The sequence below is a fragment of the Chitinophaga filiformis genome (assembly GCF_900102545.1).
GTDB classification, from domain to species: Bacteria; Bacteroidota; Bacteroidia; order Chitinophagales; family Chitinophagaceae; genus Chitinophaga; species Chitinophaga filiformis.
Genome location: NZ_FNBN01000003.1, coordinates 1,052,359 through 1,078,947, shown reverse-complemented (window position 1 = coordinate 1,078,947; position 26,589 = coordinate 1,052,359). Strand labels below are relative to the sequence as shown.

Here is a 26,589-nt window from a genome sequence, read left to right as displayed (position 1 = left end):
CCCTGACCATGAAAAATGCAAAACGTTTGTTTGCCATTGCTACGCTCTGCGCTCTTTTGCCCTCCTGCCGGTTTCTGATAGAAAAGCCTTCCCGCGAAGAAGCCATCGCTGCAATACAATTACACAATCCTGATACGGCCTGGGCACGCATACGTACGAAGGACAGTTCCCTTGTCGATAGCTTATACCTACCTATTTTGGTGAATAATGGCATGGTACAGTTAAATAAGAAAGCTACTGATTCTACCGGACAGCTTATCTTTTTCACTCCGGAGGCCAGACCATTTTTCTTCCCTACTCCGGAAAATGAGAGGGTTGATGGCGTTCAACGTGTTCTTTTAGGATATCCGTTTTTTGTTTCTCTTCTGAAGGTCGAGGCCACGTCTGAGCCTGACAAGGCTTATGTTAATTATGTTGTTGAATACAGACATTTAACTCCATTCGCCGCAATCTCGAAAAAACTCAAGGAAGGCACCAGGGATACGTTTTCGCAGTATATATATAAGTATGGTGGTGTTTGGCAGGGCGATAAGAGCAGGAAGAAGCCATAAATAATGGAATACTGCAGAAAAATATTTTCACTCCCCTAAAATATCCATTCTCCTCATTCGTCACTAAATACGTATGAAGAAATTAATCAGGATAACTATCAAATGCCTGAAAATAGCACTTGCCATACTATTGCTATTGATAATCACAGTGTTAATATATATGAGACATCCACTATTCGGGAAAAAGCCTTCGGGAAAGAGATTAGAATTGATCAGACAATCACCGCATTATAAAGACGGGCAGTTCCAGAACATTCACAACACGCCGCAACTTTCGGAGGGATACAGCATGGGAGGTGTTTTATATGATTTTATGTTCAAAAAGCGCTTGCGTTTGCGCCCCGTGGATTCGTTGCCCTCTGTAAAGACTGATCTGTTAGCGCTTAGGCCAGAGCAGGATGTACTGGTCTGGTTTGGCCACTCTTCCTATTTTATACAGGCAGGCGGAAAACGCTTCCTGGTAGACCCTGTACTTTCCGGCAGCGCCTCTCCTATTCCCGGAGGGACTAAGGCATTTAAAGGTGCTGATATTTATACGGTTGACGAATTTCCGAAAATAGATTACCTGTTCATATCACATGACCATTACGATCACCTGGACTATAAGACCATCCTCGCACTAAAGGATAAGGTTGGCAAAGTGATCTGCGGACTGGGCGTTGGAGAGCATTTCGAAAGGTGGGGCTATGCACCTGACCGGATCATAGAAACGGATTGGTGGCAGGATGTGGATCTGGGGAATGGATTTATTGTACATACAGCCCCTACCCGCCATTTTTCAGGCAGGACCTTTGCCCGGAACAATACACTTTGGCAGTCTTATGTATTGCAAACGCCGACTATGAAGATCTACATAGGAGGTGATAGTGGTTATGATACTCACTTTGCAGAGATAGGAAAGAAATTTGGCCCGATAGATTTTGCCATTCTTGAAAACGGCCAGTATGACCTTGCATGGAGGTACATTCATATGCAACCGGAAGAGGTACTGCAGGCAGCAAAAGATCTGCAGGCAAAAAGACTGCTGCCGGTGCATTCCTCTAAGTTCACACTGGGTAACCATCCCTGGGATGAGCCTTTACAAAGGTTAAAGGCCATTACGGATATTCCGCTCGCTACGCCTATGATCGGTCAGCTGGTGGATCTGCGTGATGATAAACAGGTATTTGTGGAATGGTGGAAAGGGGTAAACTAAGACGGGGATGTTGTTTATTCGCGTAGCCATCTCTTCATATGAATATGCGATGTTCCTTCGTTTCTTTTATCATTTCTGTCTACTGCCATTCCAACACTTTGTAACATAAACATCCCTATGTATTCATTTTTTTCACAACTTTCTATGAGGGAACTACTCCCATTCCTATAACCATTCTCATGAAAAACAAATACAGGATCTATCTTCAGGTGCATGCAGGCTGCATATGACCAGGCGATGGCCATTACCTCCTCTGCCTCACGGTTCTTACTTTTAATAATAGATTTTTCTGTCAAACGCCGACGAGCAGCCGACGATACCACTGCAATATGGCCGGCCTCATGAAGTATGTCGCCTGGATGTTTTAGCATGCTCTTATCAATAATGATAGTGCCATTTTCAATATGGCAACCAGGAAGGAAAGTATCAGGCATCAGACTTCGAAAGGAGGTTTGGATACCTATTTCATTAAGGAATGAAATGCATTTCTCTAATATGACTATTTCTTGTTCTTCATTATACTTCATATCGGCGTAAGGTACGAATACAGCACTACAATACCCGCTGAATACCTGCCAATAATTACCTGGGAAATAAATTAGGTAAGCCAAATAATAATTCCTACCTTCAACAGGATAGTTTGAGTCTTTCCTGCACTTAATAAGTTAATTTACTTTAGCTTTCTTTTTATCACCTGCATTACCTCAATCGATTATTTTAAAATTTTAAAAATTCAAGGCATGGATATTTATGTATCTAATCTGAGTCCTTATGTTGTAAGTGAGGATCTGAAAAATCAGTTTTCCAAATATGGCGTCGTAGCTTCCGCTAGTGTAATTATTGACAAATTTACCAATCGAAGCAAAGGTTTTGGTTTTGTCACTATGCCAAATGATGCCGAGGCAGAAAAAGCCATCCAGGAAATGAATGGAGCATCTATTGATGGAAAAGCAGTGACCGCAAATAAAGCAAGACCTCGTGAGGAAAAGCCTGCAAGGTCCTATAATAACCGTTGGTAAATTTACGTATAGGGAAAGGGCGTACCCTTTCCTTATATCAGATGGGTGTTGATCAGCAGCTAGTAAAACAATTTGCAACAAAAGTTTATTTCGCCTTGAAATGAATACTGACGAAAATGCCGTTTTACCCATCAGTAGAGAATTTATAAGCTATTCAAAATTCCGGTAAATCCTAAAATGAAGTTTATGTACAACAATCATGACATCCTGCTAAAGAACTTTGAAGAAGTGGCACATGCCTCTGTCAACTCTACCTATATGGAATTCCTTCATGCAATTAAACATGTCAACAAACTGAATAATGAAGACAGTATCCAATCCTGGATCCGCAAATATGTAGATAACCTCAGGCAAAAGCTGCATAGCAAGGCTATGGAATATCTTTTGACAAACAGACATGTGCCTACAATTGACTGGCTTAATAAAAAAGTTGAGTATACAATCAAATATTCCCTTCAGGAATTCTTGTACCGAACCGAAGTACGCAGCTACATTTAGGAAAACGAATATCTACCAGTTAACAAAGGTTAATCCATAGTATCAAAATAATCAACCTACGACGTCGGGCACGCCGGGCAGTCCGGTAACATGCCGTCCACATCGCCTGCCACTTGTTCTCTGGTACAATCTTCCCCATCTGTATCAGCCTCTCCCATTTTCATCATATCATGAATAGTGGTCAGAAATGCGCCAGCCACCTGCCCATTCTCTTTTAGGCTTACAGTTTTGCAGGCAGGTAAAGCAGTATAACAATAAAAGTTAAACGCTGAAGCTCAGACGGAATGCTTTTTGATAGAGATTTCATGTACATGGGATTTTACGTTATGTGATTCGTTGATGCGCTACTTCCAAACATAAGTATAATCTATATAATAACTGAAGAGTTTAACTGCCAAATGAAACAAAGGGTATTCGGAAAGCCAGTATAAAAATAAATCGCCGGGGCCGCTATGGGACATACTAATGGCCTATATGGCGACAATATTTCAGCCAATTTTCTAAGAAAACTAAAATCTTTTAACACAGATATTCTACAATTAAATAGAATATGAGAATAACATTATCTCTTGCATACACGCAATCAACTAACTAATAATTCCACCATGCTCTACCGTTAGAGCATCCGCGTAATACGTTAATAATGTAACACTTGCATGCTATGATCATTGACGTAGAATTTATTTACATTCATATTCGAACCATATGCTATGCCCCTAAAAACCAATACAACTTTAGGCAATGTCCTCACATTTGCTATGCTCTGGAGTTTGCTTCTATTGAGTACTATTGCTCATGCACAATTAAAAGCGGATTTCAATCCAACCAAGACCAGCGATTGTGAAAGTCTGATTACCCAATTTGTTGATAATTCTACCGGTGGGCCTGTTTCCTGGCAATGGGATTTGGGTAACGGTTTCATTTCTACGGAGCAAAGCCCCAGCGCTACCTACACTTCACCTGGCACTTATAATGTAACGCTAACTGTAAAAAATGCTGCAGGTAATACCAGCAGTGTAACAAAGACTGTTACTGTATGGGCAAAACCCCAACCGGATTTCACTGCCAACCCTGCCAGTGGCTGTATGCCGCTAGCCGTTACCTTCAATGATAAATCAAACCCTGTAGATGGCACCATCACTGCCTACAGCTGGGATTTCGGCGATGGCGTTCTCGGCTCGGGTAGCAACCCCGTGCATACATATAATAATGTATTATCGCCTACAGTTACCCTTACCATCACTAATAGTAATGGGTGTACGGCATCAAAACGGATCAGTAAAATTGTAAACGTAGCGGGAGCGCTGAATGCCAAATTTGACGTGTCTGATAAACTCCTGTGCGCCACCTCTTCCGCAGTGACCATTAACAATACCACCACCGGCCCTGGTAATCTTTCCTATCAATGGGACTTCGGCGATGGCAGCACTGCTTCAGGTGCTAATCCGGCTCCGCATAGCTATTCAGCCAAAGGTGTTTACAAGATAAAGCTCACTGTCACCAGCGATAAAGGATGTATTGATACCACAACATCCGAAGATATCAATGTGGCTACTTTTAAATCAGACTTCCAGTTGCCTCCCAATATCTGTGAGAACAGCTCAGCCTCCTTTACGGCACTCAACACACCACAGGCCGATAAAGTGACGTGGAGCGTCGATAAAGGCACCATCACCGCAAACGGGGCCACGGCTACTTATCAGCCTGCAGGCACAGGCACGGTAAAGGTAACCATGACAGCCGACTATGGTCCATGCCAGGAAACAATAACTAAAGATATTGTGGTGACAGCCGCCCCAACGGTCGACTTCGCGACTGATATAAAACCGATCTGCGATGCGCCTGTTACGGTAAACCTGACCAATAAATCGCAGGGCGCCAACAGCTGGAGCTGGGATTTTGGCAATGGACAATCATCCACTCAGCAAAATCCCACCGTTGTCTACAACAACCTGGGAACTTATAATATTAGACTCACCGCAACCAGTACAGCTGGTTGCTCCAGCAAAGTAGAACAGGAAGTTAACCTGTCCAGACCGCGCGTCGATATTAACGCTAACATACCCGAAGGCTGCGTGGGGATTACTACCAGATTCACCAGCTACATTACTCCGGGTGATTCAATTGTAAGTTCCGAATGGGATTTTGGTGATGGCAGCCCAAAATCAACAGAGGTCACACCATCGCATACATACACCAGTGACGGTACATACACCGTGACGCTTAATTATACTACGAAGAATGGTTGTAAAGGATCTGTAAGTCTGGCATCAGCTAATGCTATCCGCGTTTACAAGCAGCCCAAACCCGATTTCTCGTCTCCCGAAGCGCCTCAGATCTGTGGTAACAACACGGTACATTTTGATGCTATAACAGATGTCGGTAACAAATGGACATGGGACTTCGGAGATAACACTGGAGACGTAAGTAGCTCTAAGAGTACGACGCATAGCTACAAGAAGCCAGGCACTTATACGGTAACGCTGAGCGTTTCAAATTATACCTGCGCCAGCGAAAAAGTCACAAAGGTCGCCTATATAACAGCGGTGAATCCGTTCCCTCGCTTCAGCTTACAGCGCATCGACTGTAATAACAGAACGGAAATGCGTTTTAATGACAATTCCATCGGCAATATTACCAGCTGGAAATGGAGCTGGGGTGATGGAAAGCAAGACGCCTACACTACTAAAATAAGTACCTTAAAACACAAATACGACAAAACCGGCACCTACCAGGTGATGCTGACTGTTTCTGATGGGTCATGCACCAGTTCCGACTCTATGACCATCAATGTGTACGCACCATCACCCATTACCATCACTGCCGATAAAACAACGCTGTGTGGTAGCGATACACTTAACACCAGCGTGACGGCTATCAACAAAGATATCTATGGCTTAAATGTGTGGTCCTATTTGTGGAAATCTTCCGACAGTACGCCTGTCCAGGGCAACGGCAGCGATTATCAGCAGACTTTCTTCACTAACCTGCTACCCGGTACTGACACCATCCGCTTTATAGCTTATAACCTGCAGGGATGCCCTGATACCAGCAATAAAATTATTGTGAACGTGCACGGTCCGGTGGCTAAATTCCTTATTCCTGCTCCTGAGTGCCGGGGTACGGAACTGACATTTACCGACAGGACAAATACTTCCAAAGGCAAACCCATAACTACCTGGACATGGAATTTTGGCGATAGCAGCGCTGTGAAAGTATTTACTGCACCTCCTTTCAAACACACGTATAATCAGTCGGGCTATTTCTATCCAAAACTGACCGTTACAGATCAGGATGGCTGTAGCAGTACTGCTTCCGGCCCGAGGGTACAGGTGAATGGCCCTAATGCAGACTTTAAACCAAGTGCTTCACTGATACCGCCAGGCGGCGATGTACAATTCTATAATTATACGACTGAAACCGGTGGTATTCCCAATTATTATTGGGCCTTCGGAGATAATACTACCTCCACAGAAAAGAGTCCAACCAAGAACTATCCTAAAAAGGGTGTGTATACAGTGACGCTGCTCGTAAGAGACAATAATGGCTGTATCGACACCGCTCAACAACAGATCAAGGTCTCTACCGTTGGCGCCAGCTTTAAAGTCACCACTTCCTTCGTGAATAATAGTGGATGTCCGCCGGTTGTTGCCAAATTCACCAATACTTCTACCAATTATACCAGCTCCTATTGGAGCTTTGGTGATGGCAGCTTTTCCACCGTTGATAATCCTTCTCATACATACACGTATGCCGGCAGGTATAAAGTAAGACTAAAAGCAATTGGCGAAGCCGGTAATCAGGATATAATTGAACAGGAAATCGAGGTAAAAGGCCCTTATGGAACGATTGTTACCTCTTCCAATGGAGGCTGCCTCACAAAAGACATCGAATTCAAGGTATCTGCCATCTGGGCTGTTAATTTTTCATGGGACTTTACAGACGGTATTGTTAGCGAAACAAAGGATTCCATCATTAAACATTCCTTTAAAAATCCAGGTATTTACCAGCCACGGCTCATACTCTCCGATTCAGCAGGTTGTAAAGGAGCAGCCTTCCTGACTGATCCTATCGTGATAGATAAACTGGAAGTGGAAATGACGTCATCACCGCAATTTGTCTGTGGCGAGGGCTGGGTATCTTTTACACCGAAATTCAACAGCTTCTCTATTGACCAGCTAAAAAAAGCAGCAAAATACAAATGGACATACGAGCCAGGTATTCGTGCTGAAAATGATACTTCTGCTACACCCCGCTTCTATCTGGATAAACCAAAGGACTACAACTTCACGCTCACCACTACAACTGCCTACGGCTGTGTAGAGTCGGTGAGTAAAACCGTTACTGTTTATCCTAAACCTGCGGTGTCTATCACTGGTCCTTCGCAGGCCTGTCAGGAAGCCCCTGTAAGCTTCAAGGGAAATATAACTACGGCTCCTGATATTATCTGGAACTGGACCTTTGGCAATGGAAGCTCTGCCAACATACAGCAACCTGCTGATCAGACCTACAGCAATACCGGCCCTTCAGATGTGATCCTTATCGCTACCAGCAGTAATGGCTGTACCGACACAGCATATCACAGCATCAATATAGTACCTAAACCGGTGGCCAATGCTACTACCGCGTCTAATGTTATATGCCTGGGGTCAAGCACCACACTGAGTGCAAGTGGTGGTGTTACTTATCAGTGGTCACCAGCCACAAACCTCAGCAATCCAACAGCGTCGTCCCCTCTTGCAACGCCTGATGTCAATACAACTTACCAGGTTGCTGTGACGGACGCCAACGGCTGCAGTGACACCGGAGAGGTAAGCATCCAGGTAGCACAACCCTTCACCATACAAGCCACACCGGATACTGCAGCATGTCCGGGCCTCGTGCCGTTAAGAGTATCCGGCGCAGATAAATATGTCTGGAAAGGGCAGGGATTGGATGATGTTAACAGCCCTACTCCGAATGCTACCATCGCAACAGCAGGTACTTATACTTATGAGGTGACTGCTTACGATGATGAGGGCTGCTTCTCGCGCGATACTTCGCTGACTGTAACGGTGCATCCCGCTCCTTCTATTGACGCCGGACCTGATCGTACAGTAACTGCGGGCAGGCCACTTACACTCCGCACAACGGGTAGTCCGGATATCGTAAAATGGACATGGTCTCCGGCGGAATACCTGAGTTGTACCACCTGCCAGACACCGGAAGCTTTGCCGAACCTTTCTACGATCTATAAAGTAGAGGTGGAGAACAATTACGGCTGTAAGGCTACAGACGAGTTTTCGCTGAAGCTGCTCTGTAGTCAGGACGCTGTATTCCTCCCTACCGCCTTTTCACCCAACAGGGATGGAAAGAATGAATGGTTCTATCCTAAGGGACGTGGAGTAAAAGAAGTAGTATCTATGCGGGTATATGACAGATGGGGAAGCCTGGTGTTTGAGAGAAGGCATTTCCAGATCAATACGCAGACTGCGGGTTGGGATGGAACATGGAAGAACCAGGTGGCGCCAATCGGTACCTATGTATATTCGATAGAGACTATCTGTGAGGAAGGAGGAACATTTATGTTCAACGGTACGGTAACGATAGTGAGGTAGGTAGTGTTCCTTCAATTCCCTGGTCTCGAATGAATTAGCAGCCGGTCTGCAGGTTTAGGTTAATTTAACAGATAGCGCATATACTTTATCACGCTTCCCGCGCGTTAGTGTTAGATTAACAATTAACCATTATGAAACCAGTATTCTTTGTAGCATCCTGTGCTATCGTTTTCATGTCCTGTTCGAAAAACCTGGAACAACTTGAAAACAATGCCGATTTATCCGCTGCAGCCCCTGCTGCAGTCCAGGATTATTATGTAAGCCCAACTGGCAGTGACAACAATGACGGTAAATCACCGGAAAAAGCTTTTAAAACTATTCAAAAAGCAGCTAACCTTGCCAAAGCAGGAACAACAGTGCATCTGGCAGGTGGCGTCTACCAGCAGCAATTGGAAATCAATGTTTCCGGAACAGCCGAACAACCGATTACTTTCAGTGGTTCACCTGATGCTCCTGCCTATATCCAGCAGGGCGGTGCCAATAGTGCCATTGTAACGATTGAAAACCAGAGCCATATCCGTCTCTATGGCCTGAACGTTGGTAAGGTAACTAAAAAAGATGCCCAGGGTATCCTGATCACCGCTACATCAACGGGTAGTGTGACAGACATTGAGCTGAATCATGTCAACGTATCTGAAGTAGCATGGACTACGGACCGCACCAAAACTCCGGGAGACAATGATAATGCACAAGGTATTATCGTCTATGGAGAAGGTAAGGCACAAACGAATGCTGTTAGCAACATCCGTATTGACAGCTGTAAAGTATTCAACAACATCACCGGTTACAGCGAGGCTATTTCTCTCGATGGTAACATCGATGGTTTCCGCATCACCCATTGTGAAGTGTACAACAACACTAACATTGGTATTGCTTTGATTGGTAATTACGGCGTAAGCAGCACAGCCACCCTTGATCAGGCCCGTAACGGTGTTGTAAGTCAGAACAACTGTTATGACAATGTTGCTGATTATGCTACCAGCGCTGGTATTTATGTAGATGGCGCACGTGATATCAAAATTGAAAGGAACTTCTGCAAAGGCAACGGTTACGGCATCGAAGTAGGCGCTGAAGAAAATGGCTCTGCTTCCAATATCACCGTAGTGGCAAACGTGCTGCAGGGTAATAAGGAAACAGGTCTGGCATTAGGCGGTTACAACTCAGGTACCAGCGGACAGGTACTTAATGCAACTATTATCAATAATACTTTCTATAGGAATAGCACGGCCGCATCTTCCGGAGAAATCGCAATGACCAAGGCATCTAATTGCGTTATTTCTAATAATGTGTTTTACACGAATGCGAAATTGCTTTTTTATGTAGAATCTATCAGTCCTCAGCAGAATAACCGCTTTGACTACAATACCTGGTTTACACCCACAGGCACTGTGTCTGTACAATGGGCAGGCAAAAGCTATTCAAGCTTCGCCACTTATCAGTCAGGTGCTAAACAGGATGCACATTCCATTAATAAGGACCCTTTATTCGTAAGCGCAAGTGATTTCCATCTGCAGAGTGGTAGTCCTTCCCGTAATATCGCGGATGTTAGTGTGATTAAAGATGCTACGCAACTGGATAAAGATGGTCTGCCGCTGGTGAAGAACGGTGTTAGTAGTATGGGGGCTTATCAGCAATAAACATTTATTGCACACTTAATGATAATCGAAAGTATATTGCCTTAGGGCATGTTGGCAAAAGAGGGCGTCTCAATTTTCTGAGATGCCCTCTTTCAGTTTAGGCCCGGAATGACCGGAAAGCCTTATACATCTCCTTTGCAAAGATCTCCGGCTGTTCAAAGGCAGCAAAATGTCCACCCTTGTCTACCTCATTCCAATAAAATAAGTCTGGCCAGGCAGCTTCTGCCCAGGCACGCGGAGCATGGAATGTTTCACCAGGGAAAATACTAGCTCCCATTGGGAGTGTTATTTTATCGGAAGTTGCACGAGACGCAGAAAAGAAGCCTGCATTTCTGATAGTACTTCCTACACCTTCCCAATATAGGCGGGCACTGGAAGTTCCTGTGCCGGTAAACCAATAAAGCGAGATATTATCCAGCATCTGATCTTTTGTTAATGCATCTTCCGGTTGGCCCTGATTATCTGTCCACTCCCAGAATTTTTCGTACATCCACATGGCAAGTGCCAGTGGTGAGTCGTTCAGCGCATAGCCGATTGTCTGTGGACGTGTATTCATTTGATCTGCGTAACCAGACATTTGATTCAGGTAGTATTCAATATCCCTGATGGCCGCTTGCTCTTCAGCGCTCGGATTATCCGGGTAGGTGGTAGGAACAACTAAGGGTAGATTTACATGCGCTGCCAGCAATCCCTGAGGGCGCTCACCAGCTAACGCGTGTGTGATGGCAGAACCCCAGTCGCCACCCTGAGCCACCCATTGCGTATATCCCAGTTTTTCCTGCATCAATACAGTCCATGCACGTGCGATACGCAGCGGGTTCCAACCCAGTGTGGTTGGTTTATCTGACAGACCATAACCCGGTATCGATGGTATAACTACATGAAATGCATCTTTAGCACTTCCACCAAACTTTGTAGGGTCAGTTAAACGATCTATGACTCCCAGAAATTCAACCAATGAACCAGGCCATCCATGTGTGAGGAGAATGGGTAAGGCTTCGGGGTGAGGCGAACGGGCATGGATAAAATGAATCCCTACGCCATCGATAAGTGTACGAAATTGAGGGAAACGATTTAAATGTGCTTCAAACTTTCGCCAGTCATAATTGTTCATCCAGTAATCAACCAATGCCTTTGCAGCTGATAATGGAACACCCTGAGACCAATCGTTGACGATTTCACGATCTGGCCATCTGATCTGACTTAGTCTCAGACGAAGATCATCAATTGCTGCCTGTGGCACATGTAATTCAAAGGGGGTTATAGATTCAGTTGCTGTTGGTAGTTGAAATATCTGATGTCCATTATCCGTTATACCGGGGAAATTCTTCTTCATTGATTCCATTAGTGCTTGTTATTTTTGTGAAATAACAGTACTAACTACATTTCTAATGTTCCATTTGGCTCAATGTTTTTTACTAAACAGCTCATATGGATCTCCTTTACCTGCTTCGCAGCTAAATCCTGTATATGCTACAAAAAATATGTCGCCAGAAAAACAACACTCATATATCCAAATAACAATGAAAACAGGATATGTATAACAGTTTCGAACCGCTTGCCTTTCCAAAGTTCAGATGAATATCCAAAGAACTGAATAAAAAGCCTGACAGACCAGAATATTCCCATTCCCAGAGATATTCTCTTTCCAAAAGGAGTAGTAGTAAGTTCATTATAAGAAGTCAGGCATAATAAGCCCAGAAGGAAGACCGAAAGGGCAATAAAGAACGTATGAATAGTCATTATCTGGCGGTTGATCATACTTAATGCCTTGAGTTCTTTATCCCATTTGAAATATCTGGGGAATACCACATGGCTCAGTGCCAGTACAATTAAAAGTGCACCAATTATCCTAAAATGGATGATCATTCTTAGAAATTATAAAAGTCGAAATAAAAGGGGTAAGCTTGATCTCCTGATCAAGTTTCAATGCAGCATTATTGAAATGTTTTAACCAGGATTTCCTTGAATAGAAATGAAAAAAGCCAATATTATCCGGGAAAAAACTTTGGCCGAAGCTTCTTTGTCTGCACCATGGCTACTGCAATAAATCCATACTTATTATTGAATGTGTCAATTTCAAGGCAAGCCGGGATAAACTGCTCCAGCTGTTCTTTCGGCACGGCAAACGTCAATACAAATGAACTTTCAAAAAATGCACTGACAGCAAAAGGATGGTTCTTAAGCGCTGAAAACATAGGTATTATGTCTGACGGGGGTTTAGTTTAAATTCTGTGTAGTAAATAATCAGAATAAACAAAAATGCAAACAGGCATTCAATCTGCCCCATAGCAGCAGATCGGGTACAAGAAAAAACTCAGGTATGTTCATTGCTGCTACAACCACCATTTGAAGAATGGCATTCAACCTTGATTTGATCCCGCTTAATATCCAAACGGCCATTCCAATCTCTGAAAATCCAATTATCAATGTCAATGTTCCTGAGTACTTTCGCCCAATATGCGGGCTACAATCTGCCCGTGCCGCGGAACGAGGTTAAGGACTTTACATATCAGGCCATTTATCAACCAGGTTAATCCAATGAAATAAGATAGTACTTTATGCTTGTTAAAATGCTGCATGTAATGCTGTTTCGTCGTGCATGAAGATACAAATCCTATCTTTCGTATGTAAAACTGTTTTTCCTGATCAACCCGGATTTTTCAAAGCAGCTTAATTAAATAGCAATCAACATTTTAAGTTTTCCTTCTACTTCTAAACAACATTTTGTAAATTAATTATACCTAAACCCAATACAATGACAAAGCGGGAAATAACCCTTGTTTGCATCACGGTCCTGATTATGTGCATTCCTATCGCCATTCTTGCACATAAACAACAGCAGCCAGTCTTATCATCCACTATATATGACTGGAATAACATCAAAGTAGAACCTACCAAAACAGGAGAAAAGCGCCAATTCCTTCAGGCGCCCACACCGACACTGGAAGAACTGGAGCTACATGTAACCACCCTGAATCCCGGCGAGGCGCCACATCCCCCACATCGGCATCCTGACGAGGAACTGATCATTATAAAAGAGGGATTACTTGAATCGACTGTAAACGGTGTCACCAAACGTGTGGGTCCGGGTTCTGTCATTTTCCAGGCATCTAATCAATTACATGGTATCAGAAATGTGGGTACAACCAAAGCTGAGTACCATGTTATAAAATGGAAAACGGAAAAGACACCCAAGGCTAAATAACGACGTTGATTACTGCGTCAATTAATGTTTCACGACCAATCCCTGCGCTGGCACATACTTGTCATATTCCATATGCCTGGCAATACGCAGTGCCTCGGCTTCTCCCCTCAGCTTTGCCACCAGATGCAGAGCGCCGTCTATGCCTGCGGAGATCCCAGCAGTGGTGATGATACGTCCATTATCTACATAGCGAACATTGGCCAGCACTTTGGCCGAGGGTACGGCCTTCTGCAACGACTGTATGCTGTTGTGAAAGGTCGTTACTGTGAGATTGTCGAGTAAGCCGGCAGCACCCAGCACAAATGCCCCTGTACACACAGAGAAGTAAGCTTTAGTACTGCTATCGCGGCTTTTGATCCAGTTGATCACTTCGGGATCGCCTGCAGCCACATCGTCATCTCCGCCGAATATGGCAAAGATGTCTGCCGGCGGCGCATCCTGTATGCTATAGTCAGGGTTTACTTTTAATATACCTTGTACCGTCACAGGTGCCTTCGTTTTACCTACTGTGAAAATTTTAAACCCTGCATAGGAAAATACTTCCAATGGTCCCGCAAAATCCAATACCTCTGTACCATTATAGAGGTAGAAGCAGATGGTGTAAGATTGCTGTTGTGATGCCTTGACGGTATCCCGGAGTATCAATGTCATGCCACAGTGCGGGCATACGCCCGGTTTATGGTATACAATAGCATCGCACTGGCCGCAAGGCGGACATACATAGTCAGCCTCCTTTTGCTGTGCCATTCCCCATAAAGGCATGCATAACAATAAGATAAACAGATGTCTCATATAGTTTTATTGTATGCGCAAATTACGGTGAGGATACCGTGCAAAGAAGGACAAGCTGGCTGCTAATCAGGCCATTTTTGCCTGTATTCCCGTCTTCCTGGCCAGTTGCCCCAGCTGCCGGGTACTGCCGATGCCACAGGTTTTGGCCACCCAGGCCAGTTTCTGGCCGTCTTTTAATAGTTGCATAGCCTTTTCCTCGCGCAGGTCACGGATGTAATTGCCTATGGTAGTTCCGGTGGTTGATTTGAATAGGCGGGTGAGATTTCGTGACGACATATGCACCATTGTCGCCAGTTCGGTAATGATCAGTTTTGTGTGCAGATGATGAGTGATGTAATCCTGTACTTCGTGTATCTGATGGTTGATATGCTGCCGGTGCTGCAGATGGATACTGTGTTGGGAAGCCGTTCCATCACGCCGGATGTATATCACCATATCTTTGGCTACCATGTATGCGAAAGTAGGACCGTAATGTTCCTCCACCAGGAACAGCGCCAGGTCTATACCGGTGGAGATGCCGGCGCTGGTGTAAATATTGTCGCTCTTTACAAACAACCTGTTCTCTATCACCTGCAATTTTGGAAAATGTTGCTGTAATGCAGTTGTATAGCCCCAATGTGTTGTGCAGTTACGACCATCCAGCAGGCCAGCCACCGCCAATGCAAATGCAGCCGTGCAAACAGAACATACAGTAGCTCCTGCTGCGGCAGCGTGTTGTATCCAGGGTATCCATGTGCCGTCATTGGAATGGTCCCATTTGGACAGGTCCATACCGGCTACAATCACGATATCGTCAGATTGAACGCTGACGGCATCCAGTGGCTCGACCCGGGTGAATCCTAATCCCGAAGAAGATCCCGGCGCTGTATAGGGCGACACATATCGCAGTTCATATGGATGACCGCAGCAGCCCGCTTCATAAAAAACCGTGACAGCTCCCGCCAGATCCATCAAATGCACATGGTCGAACAGAAAAAATATAACACGCTTCTTTTCCATGATACTAAGATAACAAAGCGGCAGAAAATCCGGCGAAGCGATCTCATGGCCGAAGTGGTAGTAAACGCCAAACATCTGGCACCAGGTCCCCGATCTTGATAAGAAGACAGTAAGTACCTGACCGATTACAGACGAAATTAAAAAACCGCTGCAACGATCAGCTGCAACGGTTTTTAATACTTTGAGCAAGTTAAACTGCCCAATAATTTACTGAGGTTTAACTTTTGATGGATCATCATAATTCACCATCCAATTGATGCCGAACTTGTCTGTGAACATTCCGAAATAAGCGCCCCAGAACGTGTCGCCCATCGGCATGGTTACCTGCCCCCCTGCCGAAAGACCGGAAAACAGCTTATCGGCTTCCTGGCGACTATCAGCGCCTATAGAAATCGAAAAGTTGTTGCCTGCCTTGTAATTGGAAGCCCATTCTCCGCCGGTATCACTACCCATCAATATTGTTTCTTTACTAATGGGAAGGGATACGTGCATGATCTTGTTTGCATCTTCTGCACTCACCTTCTTGCCGTCTTCTCCTGGCGGCATTTCCCCAAATCGTCCGATATACGGGAACTCACCACCGAATACAGACTTGTAAAAATTAAAGGCTTCTTCGCAATTACCATTAAAGGTTAAATAGACATTTACAGTTGCCATTATTTACGTTTTAAATTGTGATGACCTATTTGAAGAATGCGATGCAGCTAATTTTGTTGTCCCCTGGGATTAAAAATAAAGAAACAGATTTTTTTTCATTTATCTTACAACATAATTAATTTGTATTCAAAATAATTATACTTGTGAAACGACTGATCGCATTTCTCTTCGCCACATTGCACACTTTTCTATCTCAGGCGCAGCATTCTTTATTATGGAAATTTAGTACAGGGTCAGCCGTATATTCTTCACCGGTGATTAGCGGGGATAATATTTACTTCGGAAGCAGTGATATGAACCTGTATGCTGTCAGGAAAAATTCGGGGGAACTGATATGGAAATATACAACAAAGGGGCAGGTAAATTCATCTCCTGCCATACAGGATAATAAGGTACTGTTCTCAAGTACCGATGGAAATATCTATGCGCTTGATAGAAATAAAGGAAGCCTGTTATGGACTTTTAAAACGAAGGGAGAACAGCGATATGATTTATGGGATTACTACCTTTCCTCTCCTGTTATTCACGATGGTATTGCTTATTTTGGAAGTGGGGACAGTACGGTTTATGCTATCAGGGTTGAATCAGGAAAGATGGTATGGCGTTACAAGACAAATGGGATAGTACATGCCTCACCCGCTTTCAAAAATGATACACTCCTTATTGGGAGTTATGACGGTTGCTTTTATGCCCTGGGCGCCAAAACCGGGAAGCTGATATGGAAATTTAAAACCGTCGGAGATGCCAATTTTCCAAAAGGAGAAGTGCAAAAAGCGGCCCTTGTTCATAACAATACTGTTGTATTCGGGAGCCGTGATTACAATATTTATGCACTTGATATAAAGACCGGTACCGGCAATTGGAATATGAAAGAGAGAGGTAGCTGGGTTATTGCAACGCCATTTCTCCACAATGATAACATATACGTAGGCACTTCTGATACCCACCGGTTTTATTGTATGAGCCTGAGCTCCGGTAAAATAAAGTGGACACTGCCTCTGAATATGCGGGTATATGGAACTGCAGCATTAATGGATAGCAGTATTGTATTTGGCTGTTTTAATGGAAAAATGTATTTCGTGGATGCACAGTCAGGGATGATTAAGTCGACCTTCCAAACCGACGAAAGTAAGACGCGATATACCCGTCTTTATGACAACGATGATCATTTCAGAAAGGATTTTGAGCTTTATGGGAAGGATTACATCGAAGCAGAAAAACAAATACTTTCATTGGGTGCTGTACTTTCAGATCCTCTTATTGAAAATCATACAGTATATTTTGGCGATACCAATGGCTACTTCTATGCGCTGCAAGTGGAATGATCGCTGGATAGGATTTCTACTTTTCTGATCCCAGAAATGAACCATCAACGATAAACAATTTTACACCTTCTTCAGATGAAGTACGATGAGAGCTGAGTTCGTCAGACACCTGATATGACATACCTTTCGTCAATGTATGTTTGCTACCGTCCGACAGTTCTGTTGTCATTTCACCATCGATACAGTATATGATGTGGCCTTTGGAGCACCAATGATCTGCTTTATAGTTTTTTGAATACTCTACGATTCTTATACGCAGATCACCGTATTGGAGGGTTTTCCAATAGGCCACTCCTGTTTCTCCACTATGCTCTACTGTTGGTATATCCTCCCAGTTTGTCAGGTGGAACGGGATGTTTCCTGAATGCATTGCTGTAAGTTTATTTAAAGGTAGCGCATTTTGCGTTCCCCAGACAATATGAATGTGAATTGCCCAATGAGGCTTACAAATGGAACTCAAAGCATCTCCATTTGTAAACCCTCATTGGGCATTTTTCAGTTTATCAATGCCAATTACTTATCTGCCTTCACCCTATCAGCCAATGCCTCAAACATATCCAGCAGGCCTCCTTCAGCGTGATCCTCATCTTTCTTTTTCAATTTCATAAAAACATCATAACCGCTTGCACTAAAATAAACAGTCACCTCCTCTCCCGCCAGCAAAGTAGAATCTATTTTTGCTATTTCTTTACCAGTAGTGTCCTGCATATTCCCCACCAGTTTTCCTTCTTTACTTTCCAGTTGCATCAGCATTTTGGAGTCGCCCTGAGGTGTTCCTTTGACCAGCACGTTCCATTTACCACTAAAATAGTCGGCGCCACTTTTTGATTGTCCCTGGGCACAGGAAGAGAATGCAATCGCCAGTGAGCATGCAATAATAATTGACTTTAGAGTTTTCATAACTTTGGAAATTTGGGTTTGATAACTATGTTTAATCCGCCATTTTGAATGTTGTATTCAGTACTACCATGAGAGAAGATCCAGGCGCTGCATCTTTATTTTTGAATACAAAGTATATATCATGATAACCTTCTGTCGGCGTCACAGGTAATTGTGCAGGCTTACCGGCAAATATGGAACCACCCTGCACGTCGCCGATAAAAGGTGTCTGACCCAGCAATTTACCATTCGGATCATCAATGTGCAGTTCAATAATACCTCCTGCAGCATTTAACTGTGCTTTAGGCGCCATTGCAATAAATTCAATACCTGCAATGCCTGTCAGGTCAATATGTTTCAACCCTATATAACTCCCTGCCTGCGTTGGGATGATAAAGCTGTTACCGCCATAGCTCATCTTGGTAGCATCCTTTACTATGTCATATTTAGTAGGATTAATATTTGGATTACGCAAAGTGATGGCATCTATTGATGTAATGCCTGGTAAACCATTATTACCCCTGTCAGTATACCTCGCATTAAAGACGAAAACACCATTACCTTTATCGCCTGCGGGTAATTTTGCGGTGTAAGTTCCTTCCGCCGCCAATGACTTAAGCGCAGGTTTCGGGGTTGATAAACTCAGGATGTATTTAATCATTTCGGCAGCATCATCTGCAGCTAACTGTGGATGTGCCGGCATTGGTACATCACCCCAGACACCCTTTCCTCCAGAGATAGTCTTCTTTACCAGCTTTTCAATTGTACTATTGTTGTTCTGGTATTTTTTAGAAACAGCGAAATAAGCCGGGCCTATGGATTTTTTATAATCACTATGACAGGACCTGCAATCGCTGGCGCTTATTAATTTCAAACCTTTGGCATAATTTGGTAAAGCAGCCGGTGCATTATGTCCTGTTTCCACAACAGCATTGTCCTGATCTGGCAGCACATAATCCATACTAACAATTACATTCCCTGGTTTTATTTTGCCGCCAGATAAGGTACCGTCTTCCTTATCCTTTACATCAACTTTGTATTTGTAGGCTTTACCCGCTACATAAAAGCTCCTATTTATTCTACCAATGTCAAACCTGACATCAGGAGCCTCATTCCCTGCTGTTAATTCAATTGATTGGGTAGCTATTCCACCTTTATTATCAGACACGGTCAGGCTGGCTTTATATAAACCTGGTTTCGAAAAAGTAATATCCGCGTCTATCCCCGTCATTGTCTGTGCAAAGCCATTTTTGGAAGCTATTTTCCATGTATATTTCAATGTATCTCCATCCGGATCGGCGGTTCCATTTCCGGAAAGTTTAATATGCAATGGCATAGCCCCTCCTGTTTTATCTGTCGACATCTGGATCACAGGTTTTCTGTTACCGGCGTTGTATTCAATACGGACCAATCTGGCATCATCGTTTGCCGTGAACCAGCCGGATCCATATTCAAGCATATAGAGATCGCCGTTATCCGCAAACTCCATATCCATCGGATTGCTGAACTTATAACCAGGCATCACCCTTTCCATAGATACATAATTACCTTCCTTGTCGAGTGTTACCGCCATTATCCATCCCCGCATCCATTCATATATCAGTAACTTTCCGTCATAATATTTCGGAAAAGCATGGGGCGCATTTTTAAAGTCTTCGCTATAGAAAACCGGGCCGGCCATCGCCGTTCTTCCACCGCTACCTAACTGTGGGAATTCCTTTGAGGCGCCATAAGGATACCATATAAATGCTTTCTGTGCCGGGGGTAACTCGTTCAAGCCGGTATTATTAGGGGATGTATTTACAGGTTTTGTAGGGTCAAATTTTGCCGCAACTGCATTGGTGGCAAAGTCTACTTTGGAGTAAGCTATATTATCACCTACAAAATAAGGCCAGCCGAAGTTGCCCGCTCTTTTTGCCTGGTTGACCTCATCGTACCCTGCCGGGCCTTTCAAAGAATCAGGATCATTAGCATCCGGCCCTACTTCGCCCCAATATAAATACCCGGATTTCTTGTCTACAGCTATCCTGAATGGGTTTCTGTCGCCCATGATATAGATCTCCGGGCGGGTTTTAGGCGTACCTTTCGGGAAGAGGTTACCCTCAGGTATAGTGTAAGAGCCATCGGGCTGTGGCTTGATACGAATAATTTTACCTCTTAAATCATTTGTATTGGCAGAAGATTTTTGTGCATCCCAGGGAGATCTCAATTCACGTTCATCGATAGGCGCATAGGCAGTCGCCCGCGGACTTGTATTATCTCCGGTAGACAGATACAGGTTTCCCTTGCCATCCCAGCTTATTGAACCACCTGTATGGCAGCACTGCTCACGTTGTGTTGCTACTTCAAGCAATACCTTTTTAGATTTTAAATCGAGTACGTCGCCGTTTAATGTATACCTCGTGAGAACGTTTTGTGATTTAACCGGGTCGGAGTAATACAGATATATCCAATGATTCGAAGCGAAGTTAGGGTCTTTGTTCAATCCCAATAAACCATCTTCCGCTTCGGATTCCTTGCCTTCTCTGTCCTTGTACTTTGTACTTACCGGAATCGTTGCAATGGTCTTCAGCTGCTTTGTCTTAAGATTGTACAGCTTTACAGCGCCATGCCGCTCAATGAACAATATGCGTCCGTCATTTAGCACTGTAATCTCCATAGGCTCATTCAGTTTCTCAGCCAGGACAACTTTGCTAAACCTGTTTTCCTCGGGTTTTGCCTTTGAATAATCCAATGCAACAGGTGCAGTGGCACTCATGGCATACTGAAGACCGGCCCAGAGGTGTTGTAGAAACAGTGGTTCCTTAAACGTTTCGTCAGTATGCCCCATGTTGGTATAAAATGACCTGCCGCCGTCAAAGTCGTGATACCAGCTCATAGGATGATTGTCGCCATTCTTGCCGCCTTTATAACTTTTTTCATCAATCGATACCAGTACATGTATGCCGGGATCTATTTGTTTGAAGCTATAAAATTCATCCGTGCGTTCAAATGTCTCGGGCATCCCTTTGATAGCGAAGTTATTCTTATCTTCCACGTGAAATGTACCTGTCTGAATGTTGTTAGGCATTGGATGGTCCAGGAACCATGCACCTGCCAATCGTCCATACCATGGCCAGTCGTATTCACAATCTGTAGCGGCATGGATGCCAACAAAGCCGCCGCCAGCTTCTATATATCTTTCAAACTCCAGTTGCTGCGCATCATTTAACACATCGCCGGTTGTGTTAAGAAAAATAACCGCATTATATTGCTTTAAATTAGAAGTCTTGAAAAGCGAAGCATCTTCAGTGAAATCTACACTGAAGTTCTTTTCAGCTGACATTTTTCTAAAAGCCGCTTTACCAGCTTCTATAGAAGAATGCCTGAAACCCTCCGTTTTGGTAAATACAAGCACACGAAGCGATTGGGCATAGGTATAACTTGTTCCGAGAGCTAAAGTGGCTAATAACAGCACAAAAGCCGATAGATTTTTCCGGGCCATGATGTCAATGTTTATGTTGGGTAATGGTTAATGACTGTCTTCCTTAACGCCAATGTTTAACATTAAAATAGTTATCGGCTTCGTGTTGCCGTTATTCATCAACAGGGTTAAACACCAGATCTATGTTATAGTCGTTAATTTCGGGACAGGTTGTCATAGTGGCGCCCGACTGCTCATTCCTGTTATTACGCAATCGTTCTCCATAACGTGTAAATGACGGAATAAAACTAAGGCGAGTTTCTCAATCAGCAAAATTTATTTCGTCAAAATGACAGAATATGTAACTTTGGGAACAGCCATTATTATATAATAGTCTGTAAATGAATAAAATAAACGATCATTTTTGTACTATCAAGGGGGTGATATGGATATAAAGGAATTAGAAGCATCTTTTTTCGATGACAAAATCTATGTCAGGAATGTTGCCGTCGATAATGTTATTTTTGGCTACCATGATAAAGAATTGAAGGTTTTACTTCAACGCCCCAGATCTTTTCCAAAATGGACGGTGACTGGTGGATACGTACGAAAAACTGAATCTATTGAAGAGGCGGCGGATAATATTGCATCTATGAGAACGGGATTGAAAAATCTTTTCCTCAAGCAATTCAGGTCATTTGGAAATCCTTCAAGAACCAAAGGTGAAAGGGCTATCGTAAAAAAATTCTTTGAGAGCATTGAGATGAAACTGCCCGCTGACTCCTGGATTTTAGATTACAGTGTATCCATCGCTTTTTATACGCTCACGGAGTTCTCTTTAGTAACTGTGCAAAAGGCTCCTTTTGACGAGGCTATTGATTGGTGGCCGGTATTCCAGTTACCTCCTATGATGTTTGATCATGCTTTAATTATAGAAGAAGCATTAAAAGCATTACAGCACCACATTTATCATTACCCTATCGGGTACGAACTCCTGCCTGAAAAGTTTACGCTACCTGAAATTCACAGCCTGTATGAGACTATTTTAGGCAAAACCCTTGATAACCGCAACTTCACAAGAAAATTAATGTCGACCGGGATAGTTAAAAAGCTGGATGAAACACGGAATATCGGGGCACACCGGTCACCTTACCTTTATAAGTTTGATAAGAGGAAATATGATACAGCATTAAGGGACGGCATCTTTCTGGCGTTTTAGTATTCATGTTATCTTTCTCTTCAGGAAGTCCAGCATGATGGTACTGATCTCCGGAAAGTGGCTTTCCAGGGCTTTATGTCCCGCTTCTAAAATATGAATTTCGGTATCAGGTATATCTCTCCTGTAACATTCTGCCTCGGCCACATTGAAATAAGCATCATACCTTCCCCAGATCACCAGGGCTGGCACCTGGGCAGTACGAAAAAAGGCGTGGAACCTGGGGTAGTATGCTCTGTTGTTCTTGTAATCCCCGAACAAGGCAAATTGCGCTTCTATATGACCTGGGCGATTCATTAACGCCCAGTCTAAGGTCCAGGTGTCAGGACTGAAAAGGGGGAGCTGCTCTTCCGGTACGCCGGCTACATATTGCTGACGCGTTCCCTCGGCGTTCAGCCACTCGGGTAATTTCTCCCTGTTCTCTCTTGTGGGATTGTCCCAATATTCCTTTGCAGTATCCCACTCCTTCCCCAGCCCCTCTTCGTAAGAATTGCCGTCCTGGAAAATAAGAGCGGTTATTTTTTCCGGATGCATCAGCGCCACACGCATTCCTATTGTAGAACCGTAGTCATGCAAATACAACGCAAATTTCTTTAACTGTTTCTTTTCCACAAACGCGGACATAATTCTGCCGTAGTTGTCAAATGAATATTGAAAACTGTCTGCTGCCGGATAAGTGCTGTAACCAAATCCGGGAAAATCAGGCGCAATCACATAATAGTTATTCTCTGCTAATGCTGGTATCAGATATCTGAACATGTGGGAGGAGCTTGGAAACCCATGCATCAGCAGTATAGCGGGATGGGAAGGGTCTCCTGCTTCCCGATAGAAAATATTCAGTCCGTCAACCTGCAGAATTTCGTGAATTACCTGTTGTCTGAGTGTTGCATTCATAAGATATCTTATTATGCTTTATGTGAAAATGGGTCACATAGCATCATTAAACTTTGGCCGGATCCATATCCATTTTATAAAAAGGATGCACTAACTTCATGCCAGCCTTCGAATATAAACCTACGTAATTCATATAGCAATGCTGACTGATCTCATTGCCCAGGACCTGAATGTGATTTTCTGCGGCATTAATCCCGGATTGAAATCTGCTGCGGAAGGTCATCATTTCTCCGGACGAAGCAATCGCTTCTGGAAAGTGCTAAACCTGGCGGGCTTTACTCCTTATGAGATCAAAGCTATAGACGATGCGACAATACTGGATTTCGGTTATGGTCTGACAACAGCTGTTGAAAGAGCGACCGCACGTGCAGACGAGCTCTCAAATGAGGAGTTTCATCATTCTATTGAAGCTTTTAAAAGTAAGATGATACATTTCCGGCCCAAACACATCGCATTCCTCGGAAAGCCTGCTTATATAGCGTTTACAGGAAAAAAGCAGATTTCATGGGGGCTTCAGTCTGAAGACTTCTGTGGGGCAAAAGCGTGGGTGTTACCTAATACGAGCGGACTAAACCGCGGGTTTTCTTTGAACGATCTGGTACATCACTATGGAGAGATGTACAGTAAAATATAGGAGCGACCTCGATATATACAGCGCTTCCGGGGCAGCACGTCAGGCCTTCTGTACCCAAAAATTAACTGCCTCTACGAGGAGGCAGTTAATTCAATCCATAGGAACAGGTACATACACACAAACATTTCTTTATCTAAGCCTTATTTCACTGATACCGGCCCCTTGAGGAACCATTGGGAATACATTGTTCTCTTTTCCGACCATTACTTCCAGCAGATATGGTCCCTCGTTATCAAACATTTCCTTCATTGCTGCTGCAAGTTCGCTCCGCTCAGAGACACATTGTCCCTTGATACCATAAGCGGCGGCTAATGCCACAAAATCAGGATTCTCCATATCGGAAAAAGAATAGCGCCTGTCATTGAACAGCTCCTGCCACTGGCGAACCATTCCCAGGAAACGGTTGTTCAAAATAATAATCTTGACATCCAGGGAATTCTGCATGATAGTTCCCAGCTCCTGTATATTCATCTGAAATCCGCCATCACCGGCTATCACTACCACAGTTCTCTCAGGTGCACCGTATTTTGCACCTATGGCGGCGGGAAGAGCAAATCCCATCGTTCCCAAACCACCGCTTGTCACTACACTCCGGCTATGATTCAATTTCGCATAACGGCTTGCCGTCATCTGATTTTGCCCTACATCGGAAACGATGACTGCATCTCCTTTTGTACACTCATTAAGTATACGGATCACCTCTCCCATCGTCACATCTCCGGACACGGGATTAAGTTCCGGATAGATGACTGTTTCAAATTCTTCTTTGTAAAGCGCATGAAATTTCTGTAGCCACTCTTTATGCTCTCTTCTGTCAATTAAAGCTGTAAGCAGTGGTAGTGTTTCCTTACAGTCGCCCCATACCGGCACAGTTGCTTTTACATTCTTATCAATCTCTGCCGGATCGATGTCCAGATGAATCACTTTCGCTTGTTTAGCATACCGGTCAAGCCGGCCTGTCACCCGGTCATCAAACCGCATCCCGATGGCGACGAGCAGATCGCATTCATTCGTCAGCACGTTGGGTGCATAGTTGCCGTGCATGCCGAGCATGCCTACATTCAGCGCATGATCCGAAGAAATAGCTCCGGCGCCCAACAATGTCCATGCCCCGGGGATACCGCTCTTCTCAAGGAAGGCTTTAAATTCATTCTCCGCGCCTCCTAATATTACACCCTGTCCCCAAACGATTAGCGGTTTTTCTGCCATATTTATCAAATCGGCAGCCTGTTGAATATATTGCTCACGAACAATTGGCCTGTGCCTGTAGCTCCGGATGTGATGGCATTTCTCATATCCCCGATATTCAAACTCCTGCAGTTGCGCGTTCTTGGTGATGTCAATCAACACGGGTCCGGGGCGTCCGCTACGTGCTATGTAAAAAGCCTTTGCCATCACCGAAGGGATTTCTTCAGCATTGGTGATCTGATAATTCCACTTTGTTACCGGCATCGACATATTAACGATGTCCGTCTCCTGAAAAGCATCAGACCCCAACAAATGCGCAAATACTTGTCCTGTGATACAGACAACCGGCGTACTGTCTATCATCGCATCGGCGATACCCGTTAAAAGATTCGTGGCACCTGGACCACTGGTTGCGAAAACGACACCCACCTTACCGGAAGTCCGGGCATAACCCTGCGCTGCATGAATCCCTCCCTGTTCATGCCTTACGAGGATATGTTTCAGCTGCTGTTCGTAATCAAACAATGCATCATAAATGGCCAGATTAGCCCCACCCGGCAGACCAAAAATCACGTTTGCTTCTTCGGCAACAAGTGCTTCTATAACTGCCAGTGCACCGGATATCTTTCTCACGTTCCTGGTGTCTTCTTTTTCATTTGTCTTTGTATCTGGAATTTCCATACTTTAATTCATTTGGCGTGGTATACTGTATGTTGTATTTCAATTTTGAATGTCCATGTAAAAATAAAACACACAGCATGCCTTCTCTCGCGATAACACGCCATAGATTCGATCATTCCGGCCAGTGTTATTCATCCTTTCGCTTACAATCCTGTTTACCATAACTAAACCTTTTGAATTAATATCTATCCGAATATTGTCTATCATAAATTTCTT

Annotated in this window: 23 protein-coding genes; 11 read left to right on the top strand and 12 right to left on the bottom strand. The window is 43.9% G+C overall.

Annotated elements, in window-relative coordinates:
* Positions 1 to 8 precede the first annotated feature (8 nt).
* Both BLR32_RS16490 and BLR32_RS16485 read left to right on the top strand, forming a co-directional pair.
* On the top strand, positions 9 to 551 hold the full coding sequence (locus BLR32_RS16490; RefSeq protein ID WP_089833670.1) for a hypothetical protein: 543 nt from the start codon (positions 9 to 11) through the stop codon (positions 549 to 551).
* A gap of 160 nt (positions 552 to 711) precedes the next feature.
* Positions 712 to 1,746: an MBL fold metallo-hydrolase gene (locus BLR32_RS16485; RefSeq protein ID WP_245705445.1), complete on the top strand. Its 1,035-nt coding sequence runs from the start codon at positions 712 to 714 to the stop codon at positions 1,744 to 1,746.
* 14 nt (positions 1,747 to 1,760) lie between these two features.
* Here the strand turns inward: BLR32_RS16485 and BLR32_RS16480 are convergent, their stop codons facing one another.
* Entirely contained in the window at positions 1,761 to 2,273 is a 513-nt protein-coding gene (locus BLR32_RS16480) for a hypothetical protein (protein WP_089833666.1), read from the bottom strand.
* Positions 2,274 to 2,486: 213 nt separating this feature from the next.
* Here BLR32_RS16480 and BLR32_RS16475 point away from each other — a divergent pair, with 213 nt between their 5' ends.
* From BLR32_RS16475 to BLR32_RS16460, 4 genes are all read left to right on the top strand, one after another.
* Positions 2,487 to 2,765, top strand: a complete 279-nt coding sequence (locus tag BLR32_RS16475; RefSeq protein WP_089833664.1) for an RNA recognition motif domain-containing protein — start codon at positions 2,487 to 2,489, stop codon at positions 2,763 to 2,765.
* A 186-nt stretch (positions 2,766 to 2,951) separates the two neighbouring features.
* Entirely contained in the window at positions 2,952 to 3,263 is a 312-nt protein-coding gene (locus BLR32_RS16470; RefSeq protein WP_143011493.1) for a hypothetical protein, read from the top strand.
* Positions 3,264 to 3,973: 710 nt separating this feature from the next.
* Positions 3,974 to 8,860 carry a PKD domain-containing protein gene (locus BLR32_RS16465; RefSeq protein WP_089833660.1) on the top strand — a complete coding sequence of 1,629 codons (4,887 nt, stop codon included), beginning with the start codon at positions 3,974 to 3,976 and terminating at the stop codon, positions 8,858 to 8,860.
* 131 nt (positions 8,861 to 8,991) lie between these two features.
* Positions 8,992 to 10,497, top strand: coding sequence for a right-handed parallel beta-helix repeat-containing protein (locus BLR32_RS16460; protein WP_089833658.1), 1,506 nt, complete (start codon positions 8,992 to 8,994; stop codon positions 10,495 to 10,497).
* 97 nt (positions 10,498 to 10,594) lie between these two features.
* Here the strand turns inward: BLR32_RS16460 and BLR32_RS16455 are convergent, their stop codons facing one another.
* Entirely contained in the window at positions 10,595 to 11,833 is a 1,239-nt protein-coding gene (locus tag BLR32_RS16455; protein WP_089833656.1) for an epoxide hydrolase family protein, read from the bottom strand.
* Between the two features lie 137 nt (positions 11,834 to 11,970).
* Positions 11,971 to 12,366: a hypothetical protein gene (locus tag BLR32_RS16450; RefSeq protein WP_089833654.1), complete on the bottom strand. Its 396-nt coding sequence runs from the start codon at positions 12,364 to 12,366 to the stop codon at positions 11,971 to 11,973.
* A 96-nt stretch (positions 12,367 to 12,462) separates the two neighbouring features.
* On the opposite strand from BLR32_RS16450, the gene BLR32_RS34550 reads away from it, so the two are divergent.
* Positions 12,463 to 12,726, top strand: a complete 264-nt coding sequence (locus BLR32_RS34550) for a hypothetical protein (protein ID WP_317042835.1) — start codon at positions 12,463 to 12,465, stop codon at positions 12,724 to 12,726.
* A gap of 18 nt (positions 12,727 to 12,744) precedes the next feature.
* Here the strand turns inward: BLR32_RS34550 and BLR32_RS34350 are convergent, their stop codons facing one another.
* Positions 12,745 to 12,900, bottom strand: coding sequence for a hypothetical protein (locus BLR32_RS34350; RefSeq protein ID WP_245705453.1), 156 nt, complete (start codon positions 12,898 to 12,900; stop codon positions 12,745 to 12,747).
* 355 nt (positions 12,901 to 13,255) lie between these two features.
* Here BLR32_RS34350 and BLR32_RS16435 point away from each other — a divergent pair, with 355 nt between their 5' ends.
* Positions 13,256 to 13,705 carry a cupin domain-containing protein gene (locus BLR32_RS16435; protein WP_089833652.1) on the top strand — a complete coding sequence of 150 codons (450 nt, stop codon included), beginning with the start codon at positions 13,256 to 13,258 and terminating at the stop codon, positions 13,703 to 13,705.
* Positions 13,706 to 13,726: 21 nt separating this feature from the next.
* On the opposite strand, the gene BLR32_RS16430 is transcribed toward BLR32_RS16435, so the two are convergent.
* The 3 genes from BLR32_RS16430 to BLR32_RS16420 all read right to left on the bottom strand — a co-directional run bounded on the left by BLR32_RS16430 (position 13,727) and on the right by BLR32_RS16420 (position 16,153).
* Positions 13,727 to 14,497, bottom strand: coding sequence for a DJ-1/PfpI family protein (locus BLR32_RS16430; RefSeq protein ID WP_089833650.1), 771 nt, complete (start codon positions 14,495 to 14,497; stop codon positions 13,727 to 13,729).
* A 66-nt stretch (positions 14,498 to 14,563) separates the two neighbouring features.
* Positions 14,564 to 15,496: a GlxA family transcriptional regulator gene (locus tag BLR32_RS16425; RefSeq protein WP_176842310.1), complete on the bottom strand. Its 933-nt coding sequence runs from the start codon at positions 15,494 to 15,496 to the stop codon at positions 14,564 to 14,566.
* A gap of 207 nt (positions 15,497 to 15,703) precedes the next feature.
* Positions 15,704 to 16,153 carry a VOC family protein gene (locus BLR32_RS16420; RefSeq protein ID WP_089833645.1) on the bottom strand — a complete coding sequence of 150 codons (450 nt, stop codon included), beginning with the start codon at positions 16,151 to 16,153 and terminating at the stop codon, positions 15,704 to 15,706.
* A 143-nt stretch (positions 16,154 to 16,296) separates the two neighbouring features.
* Between BLR32_RS16420 and BLR32_RS16415 the strand changes: the two genes are divergently transcribed.
* Positions 16,297 to 17,478 carry an outer membrane protein assembly factor BamB family protein gene (locus tag BLR32_RS16415; protein ID WP_176842309.1) on the top strand — a complete coding sequence of 394 codons (1,182 nt, stop codon included), beginning with the start codon at positions 16,297 to 16,299 and terminating at the stop codon, positions 17,476 to 17,478.
* Positions 17,479 to 17,494: 16 nt separating this feature from the next.
* On the opposite strand, the gene BLR32_RS16410 is transcribed toward BLR32_RS16415, so the two are convergent.
* From BLR32_RS16410 to BLR32_RS16400, 3 genes are all read right to left on the bottom strand, one after another.
* Positions 17,495 to 17,848 carry a DHCW motif cupin fold protein gene (locus BLR32_RS16410; protein WP_089833641.1) on the bottom strand — a complete coding sequence of 118 codons (354 nt, stop codon included), beginning with the start codon at positions 17,846 to 17,848 and terminating at the stop codon, positions 17,495 to 17,497.
* A gap of 143 nt (positions 17,849 to 17,991) precedes the next feature.
* Positions 17,992 to 18,378 (bottom strand): hypothetical protein, encoded by a 387-nt coding sequence (locus tag BLR32_RS16405; protein WP_089833639.1) that lies wholly within the window; start codon positions 18,376 to 18,378, stop codon positions 17,992 to 17,994.
* A 31-nt stretch (positions 18,379 to 18,409) separates the two neighbouring features.
* Complete coding sequence (locus BLR32_RS16400) at positions 18,410 to 21,841, bottom strand: ThuA domain-containing protein (protein ID WP_089833637.1); 3,432 nt, start codon at positions 21,839 to 21,841, stop codon at positions 18,410 to 18,412.
* A gap of 364 nt (positions 21,842 to 22,205) precedes the next feature.
* Here BLR32_RS16400 and BLR32_RS16395 point away from each other — a divergent pair, with 364 nt between their 5' ends.
* Positions 22,206 to 22,979, top strand: coding sequence for an NUDIX hydrolase (locus BLR32_RS16395; RefSeq protein ID WP_089833635.1), 774 nt, complete (start codon positions 22,206 to 22,208; stop codon positions 22,977 to 22,979).
* 3 nt (positions 22,980 to 22,982) lie between these two features.
* On the opposite strand, the gene BLR32_RS16390 is transcribed toward BLR32_RS16395, so the two are convergent.
* On the bottom strand, positions 22,983 to 23,870 hold the full coding sequence (locus BLR32_RS16390; RefSeq protein ID WP_089833633.1) for an alpha/beta fold hydrolase: 888 nt from the start codon (positions 23,868 to 23,870) through the stop codon (positions 22,983 to 22,985).
* 139 nt (positions 23,871 to 24,009) lie between these two features.
* Here BLR32_RS16390 and mug point away from each other — a divergent pair, with 139 nt between their 5' ends.
* Entirely contained in the window at positions 24,010 to 24,504 is a 495-nt protein-coding gene (gene mug / locus BLR32_RS16385; RefSeq protein WP_089833632.1) for a G/U mismatch-specific DNA glycosylase, read from the top strand.
* A gap of 129 nt (positions 24,505 to 24,633) precedes the next feature.
* On the opposite strand, the gene ilvB is transcribed toward mug, so the two are convergent.
* Positions 24,634 to 26,373 (bottom strand): biosynthetic-type acetolactate synthase large subunit, encoded by a 1,740-nt coding sequence (gene ilvB / locus BLR32_RS16380; RefSeq protein ID WP_089833630.1) that lies wholly within the window; start codon positions 26,371 to 26,373, stop codon positions 24,634 to 24,636.
* Positions 26,374 to 26,589: the final 216 nt, after the last annotated feature.